Source organism: uncultured Parasphingorhabdus sp. (assembly GCF_963975735.1).
Lineage (GTDB): Bacteria > Pseudomonadota > Alphaproteobacteria > Sphingomonadales > Sphingomonadaceae > Parasphingorhabdus.
Window position 1 is genome coordinate 36,121 of the sequence record NZ_CAXBIA010000012.1, and the last position, 16,174, is coordinate 52,294.

Consider the following 16,174-nt stretch of genomic DNA (forward strand, 5'->3'; position numbering starts at 1 on the left):
CCATGACCTATCAAATCACCGGATTGAGCCCGGATATTGTCAAACCCTTCGAGGGCGCAACCGCAGAAGAACTCTCGGCGATGGGCGCGGTGCCGATGACAGCGACCGGCAAACCCGGTTTTCCCTGCCGCATATCTCTGGAGGACGCCGAAGCGGGGGAAGAGCTGATTCTGTTCCACCACATGTCCCACGATGTCGATTCTCCCTATAGGAGCGCTTATGCGATATTTGCGAGAACGGGACTGGCAGCCGCGGCGCAATATACGGATGCCATTCCGCCGGTATTCGATGGCCGAACCCTGGGAATGCGGGCGTTCGGTTCGGACGCGATGTTGAAAACGGCGAAACTGTCCTTGCCCGGGGATGCAGACCGGTCGATCCGTGAGCTCTTTGAACTGGACGAGGTTGCCTATATAGATGTGCATAACGCAGCCCACGGATGTTTCGTCGCGCGGGTGGAGAGGTTTGAGCCGTGAACCATCAGATAGTAGATAATGTTCAAGCATGGACGGCCGTGCAGGCCCGCGACCGCAGCTTCGACGGGAAATTCGTTACGGGTGTCCTGAGCACCGGCATCTATTGCCGCCCCTCCTGCGCCGCCCGCCACCCGAAACGCGAAAATGTCCGGTTTTTTACGACAGCAGAGCAGGCAGAGGCAGCAGGCCTGCGCGCCTGCTTGCGCTGCCTTCCCAATGATGTGGCGCGGGACGAAGCAGCGGTGAAGACGGTCATTGATGCGATCCGCATGGCCGAGAGCGCACCGGCGCTTGCCGCGCTTGGCGAACTGACCAGCTACTCGCCGACTCACCTTCAACGGATTTTCAAACGTGAAACCGGATTGTCACCTGCCGCTTATGCGCGGGCGGTGAGAAGGGAACGGGTCAGGGATGCGCTGGATAGCGGTGCATCGGTAACCGAAGCGATTTACGACGCGGGTTATGGATCGGCGTCGCGTTTTTACGAGGAACAGAAAAAGGGCCAGAAGATGGGCATGAAACCGGGAGTCTGGAAAAATGGCGGGGCAGGAGTGACGGTGCGCTGGGCCATTGTCGAAACCTCGCTCGGCGCGATGATGGTCGCCGCGACCGACAAGGGCATCTGCTGCCTGTCGTTCAACGAGGGCGAGGAAGAATTGCGGGACCGCTTCCCGAAAGCGGACTTGCGGGCCGGCGGCGATGCTTTCGCCAAATTGCTCGCGCAAGTGGTTGCTCAGGTGGAAACGCCGGGTCGCCCGCACAATATCCCGCTCGATGTCCAGGGCACCGCCTTTCAGGAAGCGGTCTGGCAGGAGCTGCGCAAAATCCCCGAAGGGGAAACCCGAAGCTATGCCGATATCGCGATGGCGATCGGCAAGCCGAAAGCGGTTCGTGCTGTGGGTAGCGCCAATGGCGCCAACCATGTCGCCGTCCTGATCCCCTGCCACCGGGTGGTGCGTAGCGACGGTACCATGGGCGGCTATGCCTATGGGCTGGAGATAAAGACGCGTTTGCTGGAAAAGGAAGCGAAATGAACCAGAAAATACAGGAATTCGGTGATCTTCACGTACCGGGCGATCCCTTGATATTGGTCAATATCTGGGATGCCGGCAGCGCCAAAGCGGTTGCGGCCGCCGGTGCAAAGGCCCTGGCGACGGGCAGCTATGGCGTAGCCGGTGCCCAGGGCATCGCCGACGGCGAGGCCTTCCCCCTCGATGACGCGATTATCAATCTCGAACATATTGTTGCAGTGTCAGATCTGCCGGTAAGCATCGATATGGAAGCCGGATATGGCGCGGATGCCGGTGCAGTCCGCCAGTCGGTGCAACGCGCTTTTGATGCAGGCGCGAGCGGCATCAACATGGAAGATCGCATGCCCGGAGAAAACAGGCTGATTGCACCAGAGGTCTTTGCCGAACGCGTGGCCGCCGCCGCTTCAACCGGAATTTGGGTCAACGCCCGATGCGACGTTTTCCGCGGCCAGTCGGCAGAGACCGATGGCGATGCCTTGGTCGCGCAGGTTCTCGAGCGGGCAAAAATATATGCCGACGCCGGGGCAGGGAGCCTGTTTGTTCCGTTTCTGAGCGACAGAAAATGCATTGGTGCGATTTGCGATGCTTCGCCTTTGCCGGTCAATATATTGCGCTCGTCCGACGGCCCGGGTGCCGCAGAATTGGCCAGCCTGGGTGTGGCGAGGATCAGCCACGGGCATCAGCCGTGGGCAGCAGCGATGACTTGGCTGACGAGCCAGGCGGAGAAGGTACTAGGCGGCGAAGAGCCTGATTATTGAGCGACTTTCTTGCACTCGTAAACCAGACTCTCGTTCGCCTGAGACGGCAATTCCGCTCTGATCGCCTTCACCATATCCTCGATATCGGCTAGCGCCTCGTTATCCTTTGTGCAGGCCCTGTTGCCATATTTTGCGCGAATTTCCCGGGCCTTGATCATCTGGTCCAGTCCCATCAGGTAGCGTTCCTCGGTAAACTCGCTGCGATCCGGCTGGAAACTGCTGATGGTGATCGTCTGCTCCTGATTGGGAACGAATATCCGTGACCATTTGGCCCCGTCGCGGCCATATTGGGTGCGGCCGTTGACGCAGCCGCCGTCGGCCCATTCGAGCGGCATTTCATTCTGCTGCGACACGGTGATCCGGCTCCGGTTCGGGTTGATCGTGCATTGATATTGGCCCGATGTGACGATTGTTGCTTGTTGGGGCGCAGCCTTGTCACCTTTTTCCTGCAACGCAGCAGCCACGCGATCATCTATTTCGGTGAAATCCGGGCGGGACAGGAAAATGAAAACCGCGCCAAGCAGCAACACGGCCGCGCCGCCAGCCGCCGCTATCGCCGGGTTGCGCTTGCCCTGAACCATCAGAATACCTGCGGCGCCCGCAGCGAGCAGGGCCAGTACGAGCATCAGAGCGGCTAGGGCCATCCGGTTTTCGCGCTCGGCGATGATGTCCTGCGATATGCCTGTGCGCAATTCGGCCTCGGCACGCTGGCGCTTTTCCGCTTCCGCATTCTTAGCCGCGTCCACTTGCGCGCGGGCTGCGGCTTCTCGTAGCTGTTCTTCTTGACTGATCTCCGCAGCGGACCGGCACGGCGTCGCCGTCGATCCCACTTTCACGCCCGCCTTGCGCAGGAAGCTCAAAATCTCGCGCGCCGATACAGCAAAGCCGAATTCCGCATCATTACCGTCACTGATGGACCCAAAGCTGTTCGCCCCCAGCACCCGGCCGCAATTGTCGATCAGCGGCCCGCCGCTGTTGCCCGACGCAATCGGCGCGGTGTGTAGGATCGTGTCGAATTGCTTGGTTGTGCGACCACCGGAAACCGTGCCGGTGGTCTTGACCGGCGACATCGGGTTGATCAGGTCATCCAGATCAAGTCCCTGCGCCCGGTCGACAGAACCGGGATAGCCGATCGCCACCACATCGGCGCCATCGGCAACCTGGCCGCCAAAAATCGTCAATGGCGGCAGTCGTCCGCCATCGAGTACCTGAATGAGCGCCAGATCGTTGCCGGGCGAATAAGCGATGATCTTGCCACCATAGCTGGTGCCGCCCTGCGACGGAATGATGCCGATGACCACGGAGCTTTCCTGCCGCGCGATCTCTACGACATGGGCGTTGGTGACAATCTTGTCCGGAGCAACCACGAAACCGCTGCCATGACCGACAAAGGCAACCTTGTCTCCATCCTTGGCCGCGAGCACGACCCGGACAACCGAACGGCTGGCGGCGCTGATATCGGTCGGATCGGCCTGGGCGGGGCCGGTGACCAGGGTTGCGGTAGTGATTGCGACGAACAGGAATAGCTTTTTGATCATGGATTGGCTCATGCTTTAATTCGGGAGGATTTTCAAAGGACTTTTGAACTTCTCTTCGCCCCTCCTTTTCAAAGGAGCGGTCAGGGTGATTGCGTGCGCAAGCGAGCCTGCGTGACATCGAGGCAAAACCGGCATCGGGCCGGTTGGACATCTCCGACCCAATCCCTCATTGGCTCCGGAAATCAAACAAAACTATAGGGATCAACATCGACCCCGACCCGCACCGCGCGCGGCCATTCCAGCTGTTCCAGCCATTCGCGCATGATATTCTGCAAGTCGACCGACCGCAGCGCGTGGACCAGCAACCGGTGCCGGTGCCGTCCGCGCAGCATCGCCAGCGGAGCAGGGGCAGGGCCGTAAACCGAAAATCCGTCGAGCTTGGGAGCGGTCTGGCCGATCAGGCGCGCCGTTTCCATCGCTTCCTTATTATCCTCGGACGACACGATGATCGCAGCCCAGCGGGCGAACGGTGGGGCAAGAGCCTGTCGTCGCGACTCAATTTCGGCGGCGTAAAAGCCTTCGCGGTCATTCTTGATCAGCGCCTGGATCACCGGTGCGTTGGGCATCCGGGTCTGGACATAGACACGCCCGGGCTTTTCCGCCCGTCCCGCGCGCCCGGCGACCTGGGCAATTTGCTGGAAACTGCGTTCGGCGGCGCGCAGGTCGCCGCCTTCCAGCCCGATATCCGCGTCGACAACGCCTACCAAGGTAAGATTGGGGAAATGATAGCCCTTGGTCACCAGCTGGGTGCCGACGACGATATCAATCGCTCCGGCTTCCATCTGGTGGACGAAATCGGCGGCTTTCTGCGGCGACCAGATCGTGTCCGAAGTGACGATCGCGGTCCGGGCCTGCGGGAACAGCATCTTGACTTCGTCGCAAATCCGCTCGACCCCGGGACCGCAGGCCACCAGACTGTCTTCGTCACCGCATTCGGGACATTTTTCCGGGATCGGCATGACATGGCCGCAATGGTGGCAGGCGAGGCGGCGGGTCAGGCGATGTTCTACCATCCAGGCCGTGCAATTGGGGCAGTCGATCCGGTGGCCACAGGTGCGGCAAAGGGTGAGCGGCGCAAAACCGCGCCGGTTGAGGAACAACAGCGATTGCTCGCCGCGCTCGAGATTTTCCTCCAGCGCGTTCACCAGCGTTGGTGCGAGCCAGCTTCCGCGCGGCGGCACATCCTCGGTAAGATCGAGCGCCTCGATATCGGGCATCGTCGCCCCGCCAAAACGCGCCGGCAGTTCGAGCAGTTCGTAATTGCCCTGCTCGACCTGATGGCGGCTCTCGATCGCTGGCGTAGCGGAGGCCAATATGACCGGAATCTTCTCGTATAGGCCGCGCATGACCGCGACATCGCGGGCGTGATAGCGGACGCCGTCTTCCTGCTTGAAGCTGGTCTCGTGCGCTTCGTCAACGATGATAAGTCCCAGATTGGAGTAAGGCAGGAACAGGGCGGAGCGCGCACCGACGATGACCTTGGCATTGCCCTCGGCCAGCGCCCGCCAGTTTTTCTTGCGTTCAGACTGTTTCATGCCGCTGTGCCAGGCGAGAGGCTCGGCCCCGAACCGCGCATGGAACCGGTCGAGAAATGGCTCGGTCAGCGCGATTTCCGGCAGCAGCACCAGCACCTGCTTGTCCTGACGCAGGGCTTCGGCGACCGCTTCGAAATAGACCTCGGTCTTGCCCGATCCGGTTACGCCGTCGAGCAGAAAGGGTTTGAACTCCGATGCACGCACCGCCTCGATCAAGATATTGCTGACATTCTGCTGATCATCGCTGAGATCAACCTTGTCGAAATCGGGCAAGGGCTTGGCACTGGTGGCAAACGGGGAAACGTCTTCCCGGTCAAACACGCCCAGCTTTTCCAGCCCCCGGACTACCGCGATCGATACACCGGCCTTATTGGCCAGTTCGCTGATCGTCCCTTGCTCGCCGATCAATTTTTCGAGCGCCTGTTCACGCTGCGGCGTTATCCGGTCCGGAACCGAGCCGTTCAGGCGGTACTCGCTGATCGGGCGATTGTCGGCAAAGGCGGCTCCGCTGGAAAGCACCATCCGCAATACCGATGCGGGAGAGGCAAAATAATAAGCCGCCGTCCACTCGATCAGTCGCCGCAATGGTGCGCGCAACGGCGGTACATCGCGAAGTTCGAGCAAGGGACGCAATTTCTTCGGGTCGATTTCCTCCACCGGAAAACTCTCGGCCTCCCACACGACTCCGGGCAGTTTGCGCGGGCCAAGCGGTGCCATCACGATCGAGCCGGGTTCGACCTGCATGCCATCTGGGACACGGTAATCGAGCGGGCCCAGAGCGGCATTAAGGAGGAGTACACGAACGCGATTCATATTCGTGCTATAGGCAGCTTATCATCATCCGTCATTCTTGCTTTGACGAAAACAGGAGAGAGTAATGATCTATCATCGCAGATCAATTTTGGGCTTTGGCGCTGTCGCCGGATTACTGGCGCTTCCCGGCTGTTCAAGCCTTCCGGGCCTCAGCCTCACCGAGGCCATAAAACGGCTTCTCACCCTGTCCTCGCAGAACGCCTTCGCCGAACTGCTCCAGCCGAACGGTTTCTTCGACAGTCAGGTGGCAAGGATTGCGGTTCCGGATTCGCTAGGCGGATCGCGGGTGACCAGCGTCGCAACTGCCCTGTTGCGCTCCAAGCCGATTCAGGACCGTCTGCTGAAGCAGGTTAACCGGGCGGCAGAAACGGGTGCCGAACTTGCCGCTCCTATCGTCGCGGAAACCATCCGCAACATGAGCATCGCCGACGCAGCCGCAATCATCAATGGCGGACCGCGCGCCGCCACCAGCCTGTTGCAGGGGCAGCTGGGCAACACCTTGGTCGACCGGATGCTGCCGGGCGTCGGCAACGGGCTGAGGTTGTTTGACAACGAGATTATCAATCTCGTGCTGTCGCAAGCCACCAATGTCGATTTTTCCAGCATCAGCCGCGATGTGACCAACAAGGTCAGCGACGCCATCTATCGCTCGATCGGCGCACAGGAAGAATCGATTCGGGCCAATCCGCGGGCGACAAATGATCCCTTGCTCATTGCCGTGCTGGGCGTCGGAAAGGCATTTTAGCGGCATTTTATCCCGCAATTTTTCCCCAATCTATCCACAGCTTTCTGTCAGGAAAGTGGGGGCCGCAGTTTCACGCCTCGCGGAAAGCGGATAGGCAAATCGTAACAGCCGCCTTTTTCCTATTTCTGGAGCCAGACCGATGAAATTCTTTGTAGATACAGCCGATACCGCGGAAATCGCCGACCTCGCCGCGACCGGCATGGTCGACGGCGTCACCACCAACCCGTCGCTGATCAAGAAATCGGGTCGCGACATCATGGAAGTGACCAAGGAAATCTGCGGCCTGACCGACGGACCGGTTTCTGCAGAGGTCATCGCGCTCGATCACGAAACGATGATGAAAGAAGCAGAAGTTCTGCGCAAGATCGCCGACAATGTCTGCATCAAGGTGCCATTGACGATCGACGGGCTGAAAACCTGCAAGGCGCTGACCAGCGAAGGCACGATGGTCAATGTCACATTATGCTTCTCGGCCAATCAGGCTCTGCTCGCGGCCAAGGCCGGCGCCAGCTTCATCTCCCCGTTCGTCGGACGCCATGATGACAATGGTCTCGACGGCATGACGCTGATCGAAGACATCCGGCTGATCTACGACAATTATGCCTTTGACACGGAAATCCTGGTCGCTTCGATCCGCCACCCCATTCACGTGCTCGAGTCAGCCCGCATCGGCGCCGATGTCGGAACCATGCCGCCCAATGTCATCCGCAACCTGTTCAAACATGTGCTGACCGACAAGGGCCTCGAAGGCTTCCTGAAGGATTGGGAATCAACCGGCCAGAACATCGGTTGAGCTTATCCGCAATGAATTCGTCATCCTGAACTTGTTTCAGGACCCTTTGAGATAGCGCGCTACCGTTGGAGGTCCTGAAACAAGTTCAGGATGACAAAGCCTTTTTCAAAAATCGATGATGACGAGTTCTATCAAAAACCCTTGGGTGCCGGATCAACCACGACAAAGCTGCCGCTGCGGATTTCCTGAACTTCGAGAGCGCGTTCCGAAACTCCATCTGCCTTGAACCGGAACACGCCGTCGAGGCCGATGAAACCGCCCTTGTCGGTCAGCTTGTTGATCGGGAAGGGTGATCCGACTTTCCAGTCGCGCGCAACTTTGACCGTCAGCAATACCGAATCATAGCCGAGGCTCGACAGCCGAAATGGGGCCGTGCCATAGCGGGCGCGATATTTGTCGGCATATTGCTTGTACAGACTATCGGAAACGCTGGCGAACCAGGCCCCTCTTATCGAGGGCGCACCGGCCAGATTGCTGCTGGTGTTCCACAGGTCGGTGCCGAGAATTTTCGCGGTTTCGCTGGCATTCTTGCGAATATAGGGAGCGGCCTTGATCGCCATGTCGCCATTGTCGGCTATCAGGACTGCTTCGAAATCGCCATTTTGGGAAAGTTTTCTGGAAGCGGCTTCCAGCGACTTGGCATCACGATTGAAAGTCTGGATCGAAACCACCGTGCCGCCGGCATCCTTGACGCTGCGCAGCATGGTGGACGACGCGCGCTGTCCGTAAACGCCATTGGGAACCAGCGCCGCGAAGCGCGACATGCCTTTTGACTTGGCATATCCCACGACCCGGTCGATCGATTGCGACGGGATATGACCGAGAATGAAGACATTATTGCCCGCAACGCCGCTGTCATTGGAAAAACTCAATATCGGTACGCCGGCCGGACGGGCGATATTCGCCGTCGCGACAACATTGTCGCTGAGCAACGGGCCGATGATCAGCTTGTTGCCGTCGCGGATGGCGCTTTGCGCTGCTGCGGTCACACCTTTGGCGGTGTCATAGCTGGTCATGCGGATATTCTCCGCCTTGGTGTCGAGCAGCGCCATGGTCGTCGCATTGGCGAGCGACTGGCCGATGCCGGCATTCTTGCCGGACAATGGCACCAGCAGGGCAATACGGTGATGTTTCTGGTCGTCGGGCAGTCCGGCAGTCACCGGTGACGGTGTCGGCGTGGCTGCCGGCGGTGCTTCTGCTCCGCGCGGGACGACCGTTGCGCAGCCTGCGAGAAAGACAAAAGCCGAAACGCCGGTCCACTTCAAAAAGCTGCGCCTTCTGCTTTGATCTTGTCCTTGATACACCTTGTCTGCCATGACCGTCATATGTCTGCTCCTACCCAACCCGGTCTCTATATCGTCGCCACCCCAATCGGCAACCTTGGAGATTTGTCCCGCCGCGCCGAGGAAACCCTCGCTTGCGCCGATATCATCCTGGTCGAAGATACAAGAGTTACTGCCAAACTATTGAATCATATTGGTAAAAAGACGAGAATGATGGTCTATAATGACCATAAGTCGGCGACTGATCGCGATGCTATTTTGGACGCGGTGCGATGTAAAATTGTCGCACTGGTCAGCGATGCGGGGACGCCCTTGATCTCCGACCCCGGCTACAAGCTGGTCCGCGACGCGCAGGCGGCGGACCTTTATGTCACGACAATTCCCGGCCCAAGCGCCGCGATCGCGGCATTGACGCTGTCCGGATTGCCCAGCGACCGGTTTCTGTTCGAAGGTTTTCTGCCCAGCAAGACCAAGGCGCGGAGCGAATCTCTTGCCGCGCTGAAGACGCTGAATGCCAGCCTGATCTTTTACGAGAACGGCTCCCGGCTTGGCGCGATGCTGGCCGACTCGCTGGCTGTGCTCGGCGACCGCAAGGCGGCGGTTGTCCGTGAAATTACCAAAAGATTCGAGGAAGCCGTAGCCGGTTCGCTGAGCGAGCTTGCCACCCGCTATGGCGCGGAAAAACCGAAAGGCGAGATCGTCGTGATCATCGGCCCGCCGGGCGCGCCGGAAGCGGCCAGCGAAGCGGATATCGAGGCAGCGCTGCGCGAGGCTTTGGAGCGGTTGCCTGCCTCGAAGGCAGCGGGCGAGGTAGCGCGGATATATAACACCGACCGCAAGGCGCTTTATGAACTGACCAACCGCTGGAAGTCGGAAAAATGAACGCTTACGCGCCTCACACCGTTCGTCCTGAGCCTGTCGAAGGACCTCCATCGGCTATAAGGTGCTTTGACGGTCCAGGTGCTTCGACAGGCTCAGCACGAACGGTATTTCCAACATCACGCACGGTATCCAAAAAATGAAACGCGAGGCGGCCGAGAAGCGCGGCCGTCAGGCCGAAAAGACCGCGGCCCGCTTCCTGCGCCTGAAAGGCTGGCGGATATTGGCCGAACGGGTGCGGACAGCGCGCGGCGAGGTCGATCTGGTCGCCAAACGCGGCGGGCTGGTCGCCTTTGTCGAGGTGAAGGCGCGGACCAAGCTGGAGGATCTGGAACAGGCGATCGATCTGAAACGGCTGCAGCGCGTCGCCGATGCCGTGGAAATACTCTATCCGCAATATTGCACCAAGGGGGAAGACGCCCGCATCGACGTGATATTGGTTGCGCCGAGGCGCCTGCCTGTTCACTTGCCCAATGTGTGGCACGGGTTCTGACGCGCCACCGACGGAGGGCGGATCGAACTTTCTCTTTCCCCCGATAAACAAAAAGGCCCTTCGACAAGCCGGGGACGAACGGTTAGAAACACGTCTCCCCCGTTCGTCTCGAGCGAAGTCGAGAGACGCTTGCCGCAATGCCAATGTGTCTCGACTAGGCTCGACACGGACGGTAAGCGGGTTCGAAAATGTCTAAGGAATGCAAATGACCCTGAAAATCGCCGTACAGATGGACCCGATGGAGACCGTGAATATCGCGGGAGACAGCAGCTTCGCCCTGATGCTCTCCGCCCAGAAGCGCGGCCATCAGATTTTCCATTATGACGTAAAGGGCCTGACCCTGCAGGCCAATGGCCGCCTGACCACACCCGCCCATCCGGTGACAGTGCAGCCAGTAAAAGGCGATCATTTCACCTTCGGCGATCCGGTAAAGCTGGATCTCGGCAGCGATGTCGATGTCGTGCTGATGCGTCAGGATCCACCGTTCCACGTCGGCTATATCACCGCGACCCATTTGCTCGAGCGGATCGAAAGCGAGACCTTGGTGGTCAACAACCCCGTTTCTGTCCGCAACGCGCCGGAAAAAGTCTATGTGCTCGATTATGCGCAGTTCATGCCGCCGACCCTGATCACCCGCGACCTCGACGAAGTGCGCGCCTTCCAGAAGGAGCATGGCGGCATCGTCGTCAAACCGCTGCACGGCAACGGAGGCAAGGCGATCTTCCTGGTTCCGGAAGACGGCAGCAATCTCAGTGCTCTATTCGAGGTATTTAACCAGACCTGGCCGGAACCGCATATGGTCCAGCCCTTCCTCCCCGAAGTGCATCAGGGCGACAAGCGCATTGTGCTGATCGACGGCGAATATGCCGGCGCGATCAACCGCAAGCCGGGCGAAGGCGAATTCCGCAGCAACCTCGCGCAGGGCGGCTATGCCGAAGCGGCGGAACTGACCGAGCGCGAAAAGGAAATCTGCGCGGCGATGGGGCCTGACCTGAAACGGCTTGGCCTGATCTTCGTCGGCATCGACGTGATCGGCGGCAAATGGCTGACCGAAATCAACGTGACCTCGCCGACCGGCATTGTCGCGATCGACAAGTTCAACGGCACCGATACGCCGGGCATGATCTGGGACGCAATCGAGCGACGGCTTGCGGCGCAATAGACCCGCGCCGGACAGCACAGCATGAGCAGCTGGGTAACAGACCTGATCGAACAGGGCGGCTATTGGGCAATCGCATTGCTCATGGCGCTGGAAAATATCTTTCCGCCGATCCCGTCCGAGCTGATCATGGGGCTGGGCGGCGTCGGCGTGGGGCAGGGGACATTCCACCCGGCATGGCTGGTGCTGGTCGGCACCATCGGTTCGCTGGCCGGCAATTATGTCTGGTTCATGGTCGGGCGCCACTGGAACGAGGATGATCTGCGCGCCTTCGTCCGCAAACATGGCCGCTGGCTGACACTCGACGTCGAGACGGTCAACCGGATCGACCGGATTTTCGACGACCATGGTCAATGGGTGGTATTTTTCGCGCGTTTCATTCCCAATATCCGCACGATGATTTCCGTGCCCGCAGGCCTGTTCGGCATGTCCCACAAACGCTTCATCCTTGCGACCAGCGCCGGGGCGGCCGTGTGGAACAGTGCGTTGGTGTACGCAGGATATACGCTTCAGCAGAATGTCGAGAATATCGGACAATATCTGGGCCCCGTGTCACTGGGCGTGATCGGGTTGCTGGTCGCGGTCTATGTCTGGCGGATTATTTTCTGGCGGCCAAAGGAAGGTTGAAGCGGGGAATGTTCTGCTTCCGGCAAATGGCTGGCTGAGAACAGCGCCGGACGACAGAATGATTTTGTTCTTCGCTATCGTCCTGATTATCTATCGGGCCGCCAGTTCAATCTGGTTGCGGCCGGAAATCTTCGCCCGATACATAGCCTTGTCCGCTCGAGCGATGCCGACAGCCAGGTCCTCTTGATGATCCCATAATGAAACGCCGAAAGAGCCGGTCACGCTCAGCCCGTCCGGCCATTTCGGATCGGCTTGGGCGGCAATCCGGACACGCAGGCGTTCCGACACGGACGCTGCGGCCTCGATCGGGCATCCGACCAGAGCGATGATAAACTCCTCGCCTCCCCATCGCGCTGTCGCTTCGTCGCAGCGTGCGGACAGGTCATCCGGTCTTGTAACGCTATCGATAATTTCCGCAGTGGAAACCAGCACCGCATCACCGGATTCGTGACCAAAATTGTCATTTATCGCTTTGAAATGATCCAGATCGACCAGGATGAGAGAAATCGCCGCTTCTGGCTGTTCCTGGCGAAGCTCCGACAGTTTTGACTGGAATGCGCGGCGGTTAAGCAGGCCGGTCAGGCTGTCATGTCTGGCGAGATAATCGGACTGTTGCAGGGCATCTTCCAGGTGGAGGGCAAGCCGTTCATTTTGCAGCTCGTTGACAAGCGCGGCTCTGACTTGTTTCGATTGCTCTTTCGTAATCCAGATCAAGGTTGGTGATAGAACCAGAGAGACAACCAACGGAACCGGTCCGAGGACATCATAGAAATACAAGGTTTGTGGAAACAAGGTCACGAAAAACCCTGTGACCGCGGCGACGCTAATGCTCCAGACGGCGGTGGTCAGCATAGCGGAAATTGTGATGGTAACGATCAAGGTTACACATATGAGCAGCGGCCCGGGCCCGCTTCCCAGATGGGCCACGACCGGTAGCATCATGAGCCCCCAGACGGCCCCAGTAAGTCCTTTCAGGAAGACAAATAGTGCAAAGGGGAGACGGTTAGGCTGACGGGCATCCAGCTTGCGCTGTAACATCCTGTTGACCGCTGCGACGACGCGTTGGAGAACAGCTTGAACCGCGATCAACAGCCACATCAGTTTTTCATTGCCGATGCCCACGACCCCGAAGCCGATCAGCGCCGCTGCGATCAGCATGGCTATCTGACTGGAATTGCCGATAGAAAGCACCCGACCCAGCATGATGCTGTGGATCTGGCTTTCGTCAATTTCAGGCAAATTCAGCGGCGTGGCATTAGCCCTGTATTCTGCTGGCGCAGTCATTTTCATAATGTGACTCTGACTTGGAAAATCCCGTCAAAATATTTAACGGCAGAAAACCGACAGTCTTAACAGGGCAATGCAAACGTCCCGTTAACATCGTCAGCAAAAATTGTTGTTAGCTGCCAGATATGCGTTTTAGCCTGCCCGGGGATGCGCGCTGTTACATATAAATATCGGCAAAATGTGCGGTGTAGGTTGTGCAGACCTCCGTCGCGCTCAGGCTAGCATGGCCCGGAAATTTCGCGAAAAACTCTAAAAATCAGCGCTGTCCGGGCATTTCCATTGAAGCAGCACTGTACACAATATCGTCCCGATTATCTATCGGGCCGCCAGTTCAACCTGGTTGCGACCGGAGATCTTGGCCCGATACATAGCCTTATCCGCTTGGGCGATGCCGACGGCCAGGTCCTCTTGATGATCCCATAACGAAACGCCGAATGAACCAGTCACGCTCAGCCCGTCCGGCCATTTCGGATCCGCCTGGGCTGCAATCCGGACGCGCAGGTGTTCCGATACCGACGCTGCAGCCTCGATCGGGCATCCGACCAGAGCGATGATAAACTCCTCGCCGCCCCAACGCGCCGTCGCTTCGTCGCAGCGTGCGGACAAGTCATCCGGTCTGGTGACACTATTGATGATATCCGCGGTGGAAACTAGCACCGCATCACCGGTGTCGTGACCAAAATTGTCGTTTATTCTCTTGAAATAATCCAGATCAATCAGGATCAGGGAAATTGCCGCTTCCGGTTGTTCCTGGCGAAGCGCCTTCAGTTTTGACTGAAATGCGCGGCGGTTAAGCAGGCCGGTCAGGCTGTCATGTCTGGCAAGATATTCAGACTGTTGCAGGGCATCTTCGAGGTAGAGAGCAAGACGCTCATTTTCCAACTCGTTCACAAGCGCAGCTCTGACTTGCTTGGAATGCACATCCGTCATCCAGAATAATGTTGGTGGTAGAACCAGAGTTGCGACCAGTGGAAGCGGTCCGAGAATATCGTAGAAATACAAGGTCTGCGGAAACAGGGTCACGAAAAATCCTGTGACCGCGGCAATGCTTATGACGCGGACGGCAGCCGGCATCAATGCGGAAATTGTGATGGTAACGATCAAAGTGATGCATACGAACAGCGGCCCGAGGCCGTGTCCAAGAACCTCGGCGACCGGCAGCATCATGAGGCCCCAGACGGCTCCTGTCAGTGCTTCCAGCCCGACAAATATTACAAACAGAAAGCGGCCAGGTTGATTCGCATCCAGCTTGCGCTGCAACATGCTGCTGACCATAGCGACGATACATTGCAGAACACATTGAACCGCGATCAAGCTCCACATCAGCTTTTCCGTGCCGATGCCGATGACCGCAAAGCCCATCAGCGCTGCGCCGATTAACATCGGTATCTGACTGGCAATACCCATTGAAAGCACCCGGCTCAGCAAGATGCTATGGATTTTATTCCTGCCAATCTCGGGCAAATTTAATGGCGTTGCATTTGCCATATACTCTGCTGGCGCGGTCATTTTCATAAATTGGCTCTGATTATTAAAATCTCGTCAGGAGATTTAACGGCAGAAAGCCAATATGCTTAACGGGAAAATGCAAGGGTCGCGGCGACCTGACCATCCTGGATTGTTGCTTGTTGTCGCAAATGCGGCTTACCTGCCCCGGGGATGGGCATTCTGATAGACGTCCAGCAAATGCGCCGTATCGACCGCCGTATAGACCTGTGTGCTACTCAGGCTCGCATGACCCAGTAACTCCTGCAGGCTCCGCAAATCTGCACCGCCTGCCAGCAGATGCGTCGCGAAACTGTGCCGTAAGGCGTGGGGCGTGGTGGTGTCGGACAGGCCGAGCTTGGTCCGCGCCTGCTGCACTACCCGGCGGACCAGATTGGGCGACAGCGGCCCGCCGCGCTTGCCGCGGAACAGCGGCGAGCCGCCGATATTGTCATTCTTGCAGCGGGCGAAATCCTGGGCAATCGGATAGGGGCACAAGTCGATATAATGTTCGATCGCCTCTCGCACCTTGGGCAGCAGCGGAACGATCCGGACCTTGCTGCGCTTGCCGGTGACCCGCAATGTGTCGGAGAGGGGCAGGGCATCGCCGGTCAGGTCGAGCGCCTCGCTGATCCGCAGGCCAGAGCCATAGAGCAGCAGCAACACCGCCCAGTCGCGCGCGCCGATCCAGTCCTCGCTGGCGCTGTCCTGTGCGTCTCCGGCCAGCGCCAATATATCGTCTGGCGAGACCGGACGCGGGACGCCGCGCTTGACCTTGGGTCCCTTGATCTTCGGGATTTGCGCTTCATCCCCGCCGACATGTTTCAGGAAAGCGCGCAAGGCCGACAATTCCCGCGCGGCGCTGTTGTTGGTCAGGCCGTCTCCGCGCCTGTAGGCGAGATAGGATCGGATATCGGCCTGTGTTACCGCCTTGACTTCGTCTGCCCCGACACCGCCGCCAATATGCTCCGCCAGAAAGGCACAAAAACGCTCCGCCGTCGTCACATAGGCCCGCACCGTATGCTGCGACCGCCGCCGGTCATCGCGAAGATGGACGGAGAAGGCGTTGATAAGGGCGTTTGCTGTATCGGTCATACACTCCGTTCGTGCTGAGCTTGTCGAAGTACGGTGGTTGCCACCCTTCGACAGGCTCAGGGTGAACGGAAATTGTTTAGCAGACTAGGAATCAAAACCCAAATACCCTCTTCCCGAGGGAGAGGATTACCGTGTCCAATTCCGCTCCCCGCAATGACGGCAATGTGCTCCGCGTCA

The 16,174-nt window shown here is 58.7% G+C and carries 15 protein-coding genes; 9 read left to right on the forward strand and 6 right to left on the reverse strand.

The features are described 5' to 3' along the window. Positions 1–2 precede the first annotated feature (2 nt). Genes AACZ86_RS12555 through AACZ86_RS12565 form a run of 3 tightly spaced genes read left to right on the forward strand, consistent with a single transcriptional unit; the run spans position 3 to position 2,265 of the window. Positions 3–476 carry a DUF1203 domain-containing protein gene (locus AACZ86_RS12555; RefSeq protein ID WP_339693076.1) on the forward strand — a complete coding sequence of 158 codons (474 nt, stop codon included), beginning with the start codon at positions 3–5 and terminating at the stop codon, positions 474–476. Further along, positions 473–1,510 carry a bifunctional DNA-binding transcriptional regulator/O6-methylguanine-DNA methyltransferase Ada gene (gene ada, locus AACZ86_RS12560; RefSeq protein ID WP_339693078.1) on the forward strand — a complete coding sequence of 346 codons (1,038 nt, stop codon included), beginning with the start codon at positions 473–475 and terminating at the stop codon, positions 1,508–1,510. Before AACZ86_RS12555 ends, ada begins: the two co-directional genes overlap by 4 nt. Continuing rightward, on the forward strand, positions 1,507–2,265 hold the full coding sequence (locus AACZ86_RS12565) for an isocitrate lyase/phosphoenolpyruvate mutase family protein (protein ID WP_339693079.1): 759 nt from the start codon (positions 1,507–1,509) through the stop codon (positions 2,263–2,265). The genes ada and AACZ86_RS12565 overlap by 4 nt, the downstream gene beginning before the upstream one ends. Here the strand turns inward: AACZ86_RS12565 and AACZ86_RS12570 are convergent. Together AACZ86_RS12570 and AACZ86_RS12575 are read right to left on the reverse strand one after the other, a co-directional pair. Beyond that, positions 2,259–3,803 carry a trypsin-like peptidase domain-containing protein gene (locus AACZ86_RS12570; RefSeq protein ID WP_339693080.1) on the reverse strand — a complete coding sequence of 515 codons (1,545 nt, stop codon included), beginning with the start codon at positions 3,801–3,803 and terminating at the stop codon, positions 2,259–2,261. The two genes, AACZ86_RS12565 and AACZ86_RS12570, sit on opposite strands and share 7 nt — an antisense overlap. Positions 3,804–3,985: 182 nt before the next feature. Beyond that, positions 3,986–6,151, reverse strand: coding sequence for a primosomal protein N' (locus AACZ86_RS12575; RefSeq protein ID WP_339693083.1), 2,166 nt, complete (start codon positions 6,149–6,151; stop codon positions 3,986–3,988). A 64-nt stretch (positions 6,152–6,215) separates the two neighbouring features. On the opposite strand from AACZ86_RS12575, the gene AACZ86_RS12580 reads away from it, so the two are divergent. Both AACZ86_RS12580 and fsa read left to right on the forward strand, forming a co-directional pair. Continuing rightward, on the forward strand, positions 6,216–6,896 hold the full coding sequence (locus AACZ86_RS12580) for a DUF4197 domain-containing protein (RefSeq protein WP_339693085.1): 681 nt from the start codon (positions 6,216–6,218) through the stop codon (positions 6,894–6,896). Between the two features lie 139 nt (positions 6,897–7,035). Next, positions 7,036–7,689 carry a fructose-6-phosphate aldolase gene (gene fsa / locus AACZ86_RS12585; RefSeq protein ID WP_339693087.1) on the forward strand — a complete coding sequence of 218 codons (654 nt, stop codon included), beginning with the start codon at positions 7,036–7,038 and terminating at the stop codon, positions 7,687–7,689. Positions 7,690–7,820: 131 nt separating this feature from the next. Here fsa and AACZ86_RS12590 read toward each other — a convergent pair whose 3' ends face one another. Continuing rightward, positions 7,821–9,014, reverse strand: a complete 1,194-nt coding sequence (locus AACZ86_RS12590; RefSeq protein ID WP_339693089.1) for a penicillin-binding protein activator — start codon at positions 9,012–9,014, stop codon at positions 7,821–7,823. Here AACZ86_RS12590 and rsmI point away from each other — a divergent pair, their 5' ends adjacent. The 4 genes from rsmI (at position 9,015) to AACZ86_RS12610 (ending at position 12,130) form a co-directional block, all read left to right on the forward strand. After that, entirely contained in the window at positions 9,015–9,854 is an 840-nt protein-coding gene (gene rsmI, locus AACZ86_RS12595) for a 16S rRNA (cytidine(1402)-2'-O)-methyltransferase (RefSeq protein WP_339693091.1), read from the forward strand. It begins immediately after the preceding gene. 136 nt (positions 9,855–9,990) lie between these two features. Beyond that, positions 9,991–10,344: a YraN family protein gene (locus tag AACZ86_RS12600; protein ID WP_339693093.1), complete on the forward strand. Its 354-nt coding sequence runs from the start codon at positions 9,991–9,993 to the stop codon at positions 10,342–10,344. A gap of 205 nt (positions 10,345–10,549) precedes the next feature. Then, the gene (gshB, locus tag AACZ86_RS12605; protein WP_339693094.1) at positions 10,550–11,506 is read left to right on the forward strand and encodes a glutathione synthase; all 957 of its coding nucleotides are present in this window, start codon (positions 10,550–10,552) and stop codon (positions 11,504–11,506) included. Positions 11,507–11,527: 21 nt separating this feature from the next. Further along, positions 11,528–12,130 carry a DedA family protein gene (locus tag AACZ86_RS12610; RefSeq protein WP_339693095.1) on the forward strand — a complete coding sequence of 201 codons (603 nt, stop codon included), beginning with the start codon at positions 11,528–11,530 and terminating at the stop codon, positions 12,128–12,130. Between the two features lie 90 nt (positions 12,131–12,220). Here AACZ86_RS12610 and AACZ86_RS12615 read toward each other — a convergent pair whose 3' ends face one another. From AACZ86_RS12615 to AACZ86_RS12625, 3 genes are all read right to left on the reverse strand, one after another. Further along, positions 12,221–13,369: a diguanylate cyclase gene (locus AACZ86_RS12615; RefSeq protein ID WP_339693097.1), complete on the reverse strand. Its 1,149-nt coding sequence runs from the start codon at positions 13,367–13,369 to the stop codon at positions 12,221–12,223. Between the two features lie 363 nt (positions 13,370–13,732). After that, complete coding sequence (locus AACZ86_RS12620; RefSeq protein WP_339693098.1) at positions 13,733–14,800, reverse strand: GGDEF domain-containing protein; 1,068 nt, start codon at positions 14,798–14,800, stop codon at positions 13,733–13,735. A gap of 261 nt (positions 14,801–15,061) precedes the next feature. Continuing rightward, positions 15,062–15,997, reverse strand: coding sequence for a tyrosine recombinase XerC (locus AACZ86_RS12625; protein WP_339693099.1), 936 nt, complete (start codon positions 15,995–15,997; stop codon positions 15,062–15,064). Positions 15,998–16,174 lie beyond the last annotated feature (177 nt).

What these genes read in the sequence shown, in the direction of transcription:
- AACZ86_RS12555 (WP_339693076.1), top strand. Translation starts at nt 3, where the DNA reads ATGACCTATCAAATCACCGGATTGAGCCCGGATATTGTCAAACCCTTC.
- AACZ86_RS12565 (WP_339693079.1), top strand. Translation starts at nt 1,507, where the DNA reads ATGAACCAGAAAATACAGGAATTCGGTGATCTTCACGTACCGGGCGAT.
- AACZ86_RS12570 (WP_339693080.1), bottom strand. Translation starts at nt 3,803, where the DNA reads ATGATCAAAAAGCTATTCCTGTTCGTCGCAATCACTACCGCAACCCTG.
- AACZ86_RS12575 (WP_339693083.1), bottom strand. Translation starts at nt 6,151, where the DNA reads ATGAATCGCGTTCGTGTACTCCTCCTTAATGCCGCTCTGGGCCCGCTC.
- AACZ86_RS12580 (WP_339693085.1), top strand. Translation starts at nt 6,216, where the DNA reads ATGATCTATCATCGCAGATCAATTTTGGGCTTTGGCGCTGTCGCCGGA.
- fsa (WP_339693087.1), top strand. Translation starts at nt 7,036, where the DNA reads ATGAAATTCTTTGTAGATACAGCCGATACCGCGGAAATCGCCGACCTC.
- AACZ86_RS12590 (WP_339693089.1), bottom strand. Translation starts at nt 9,014, where the DNA reads ATGACGGTCATGGCAGACAAGGTGTATCAAGGACAAGATCAAAGCAGA.
- rsmI (WP_339693091.1), top strand. Translation starts at nt 9,015, where the DNA reads ATGTCTGCTCCTACCCAACCCGGTCTCTATATCGTCGCCACCCCAATC.
- AACZ86_RS12600 (WP_339693093.1), top strand. Translation starts at nt 9,991, where the DNA reads ATGAAACGCGAGGCGGCCGAGAAGCGCGGCCGTCAGGCCGAAAAGACC.
- gshB (WP_339693094.1), top strand. Translation starts at nt 10,550, where the DNA reads ATGACCCTGAAAATCGCCGTACAGATGGACCCGATGGAGACCGTGAAT.
- AACZ86_RS12610 (WP_339693095.1), top strand. Translation starts at nt 11,528, where the DNA reads ATGAGCAGCTGGGTAACAGACCTGATCGAACAGGGCGGCTATTGGGCA.
- AACZ86_RS12620 (WP_339693098.1), bottom strand. Translation starts at nt 14,800, where the DNA reads ATGTTAATCGGCGCAGCGCTGATGGGCTTTGCGGTCATCGGCATCGGC.
- AACZ86_RS12625 (WP_339693099.1), bottom strand. Translation starts at nt 15,997, where the DNA reads ATGACCGATACAGCAAACGCCCTTATCAACGCCTTCTCCGTCCATCTT.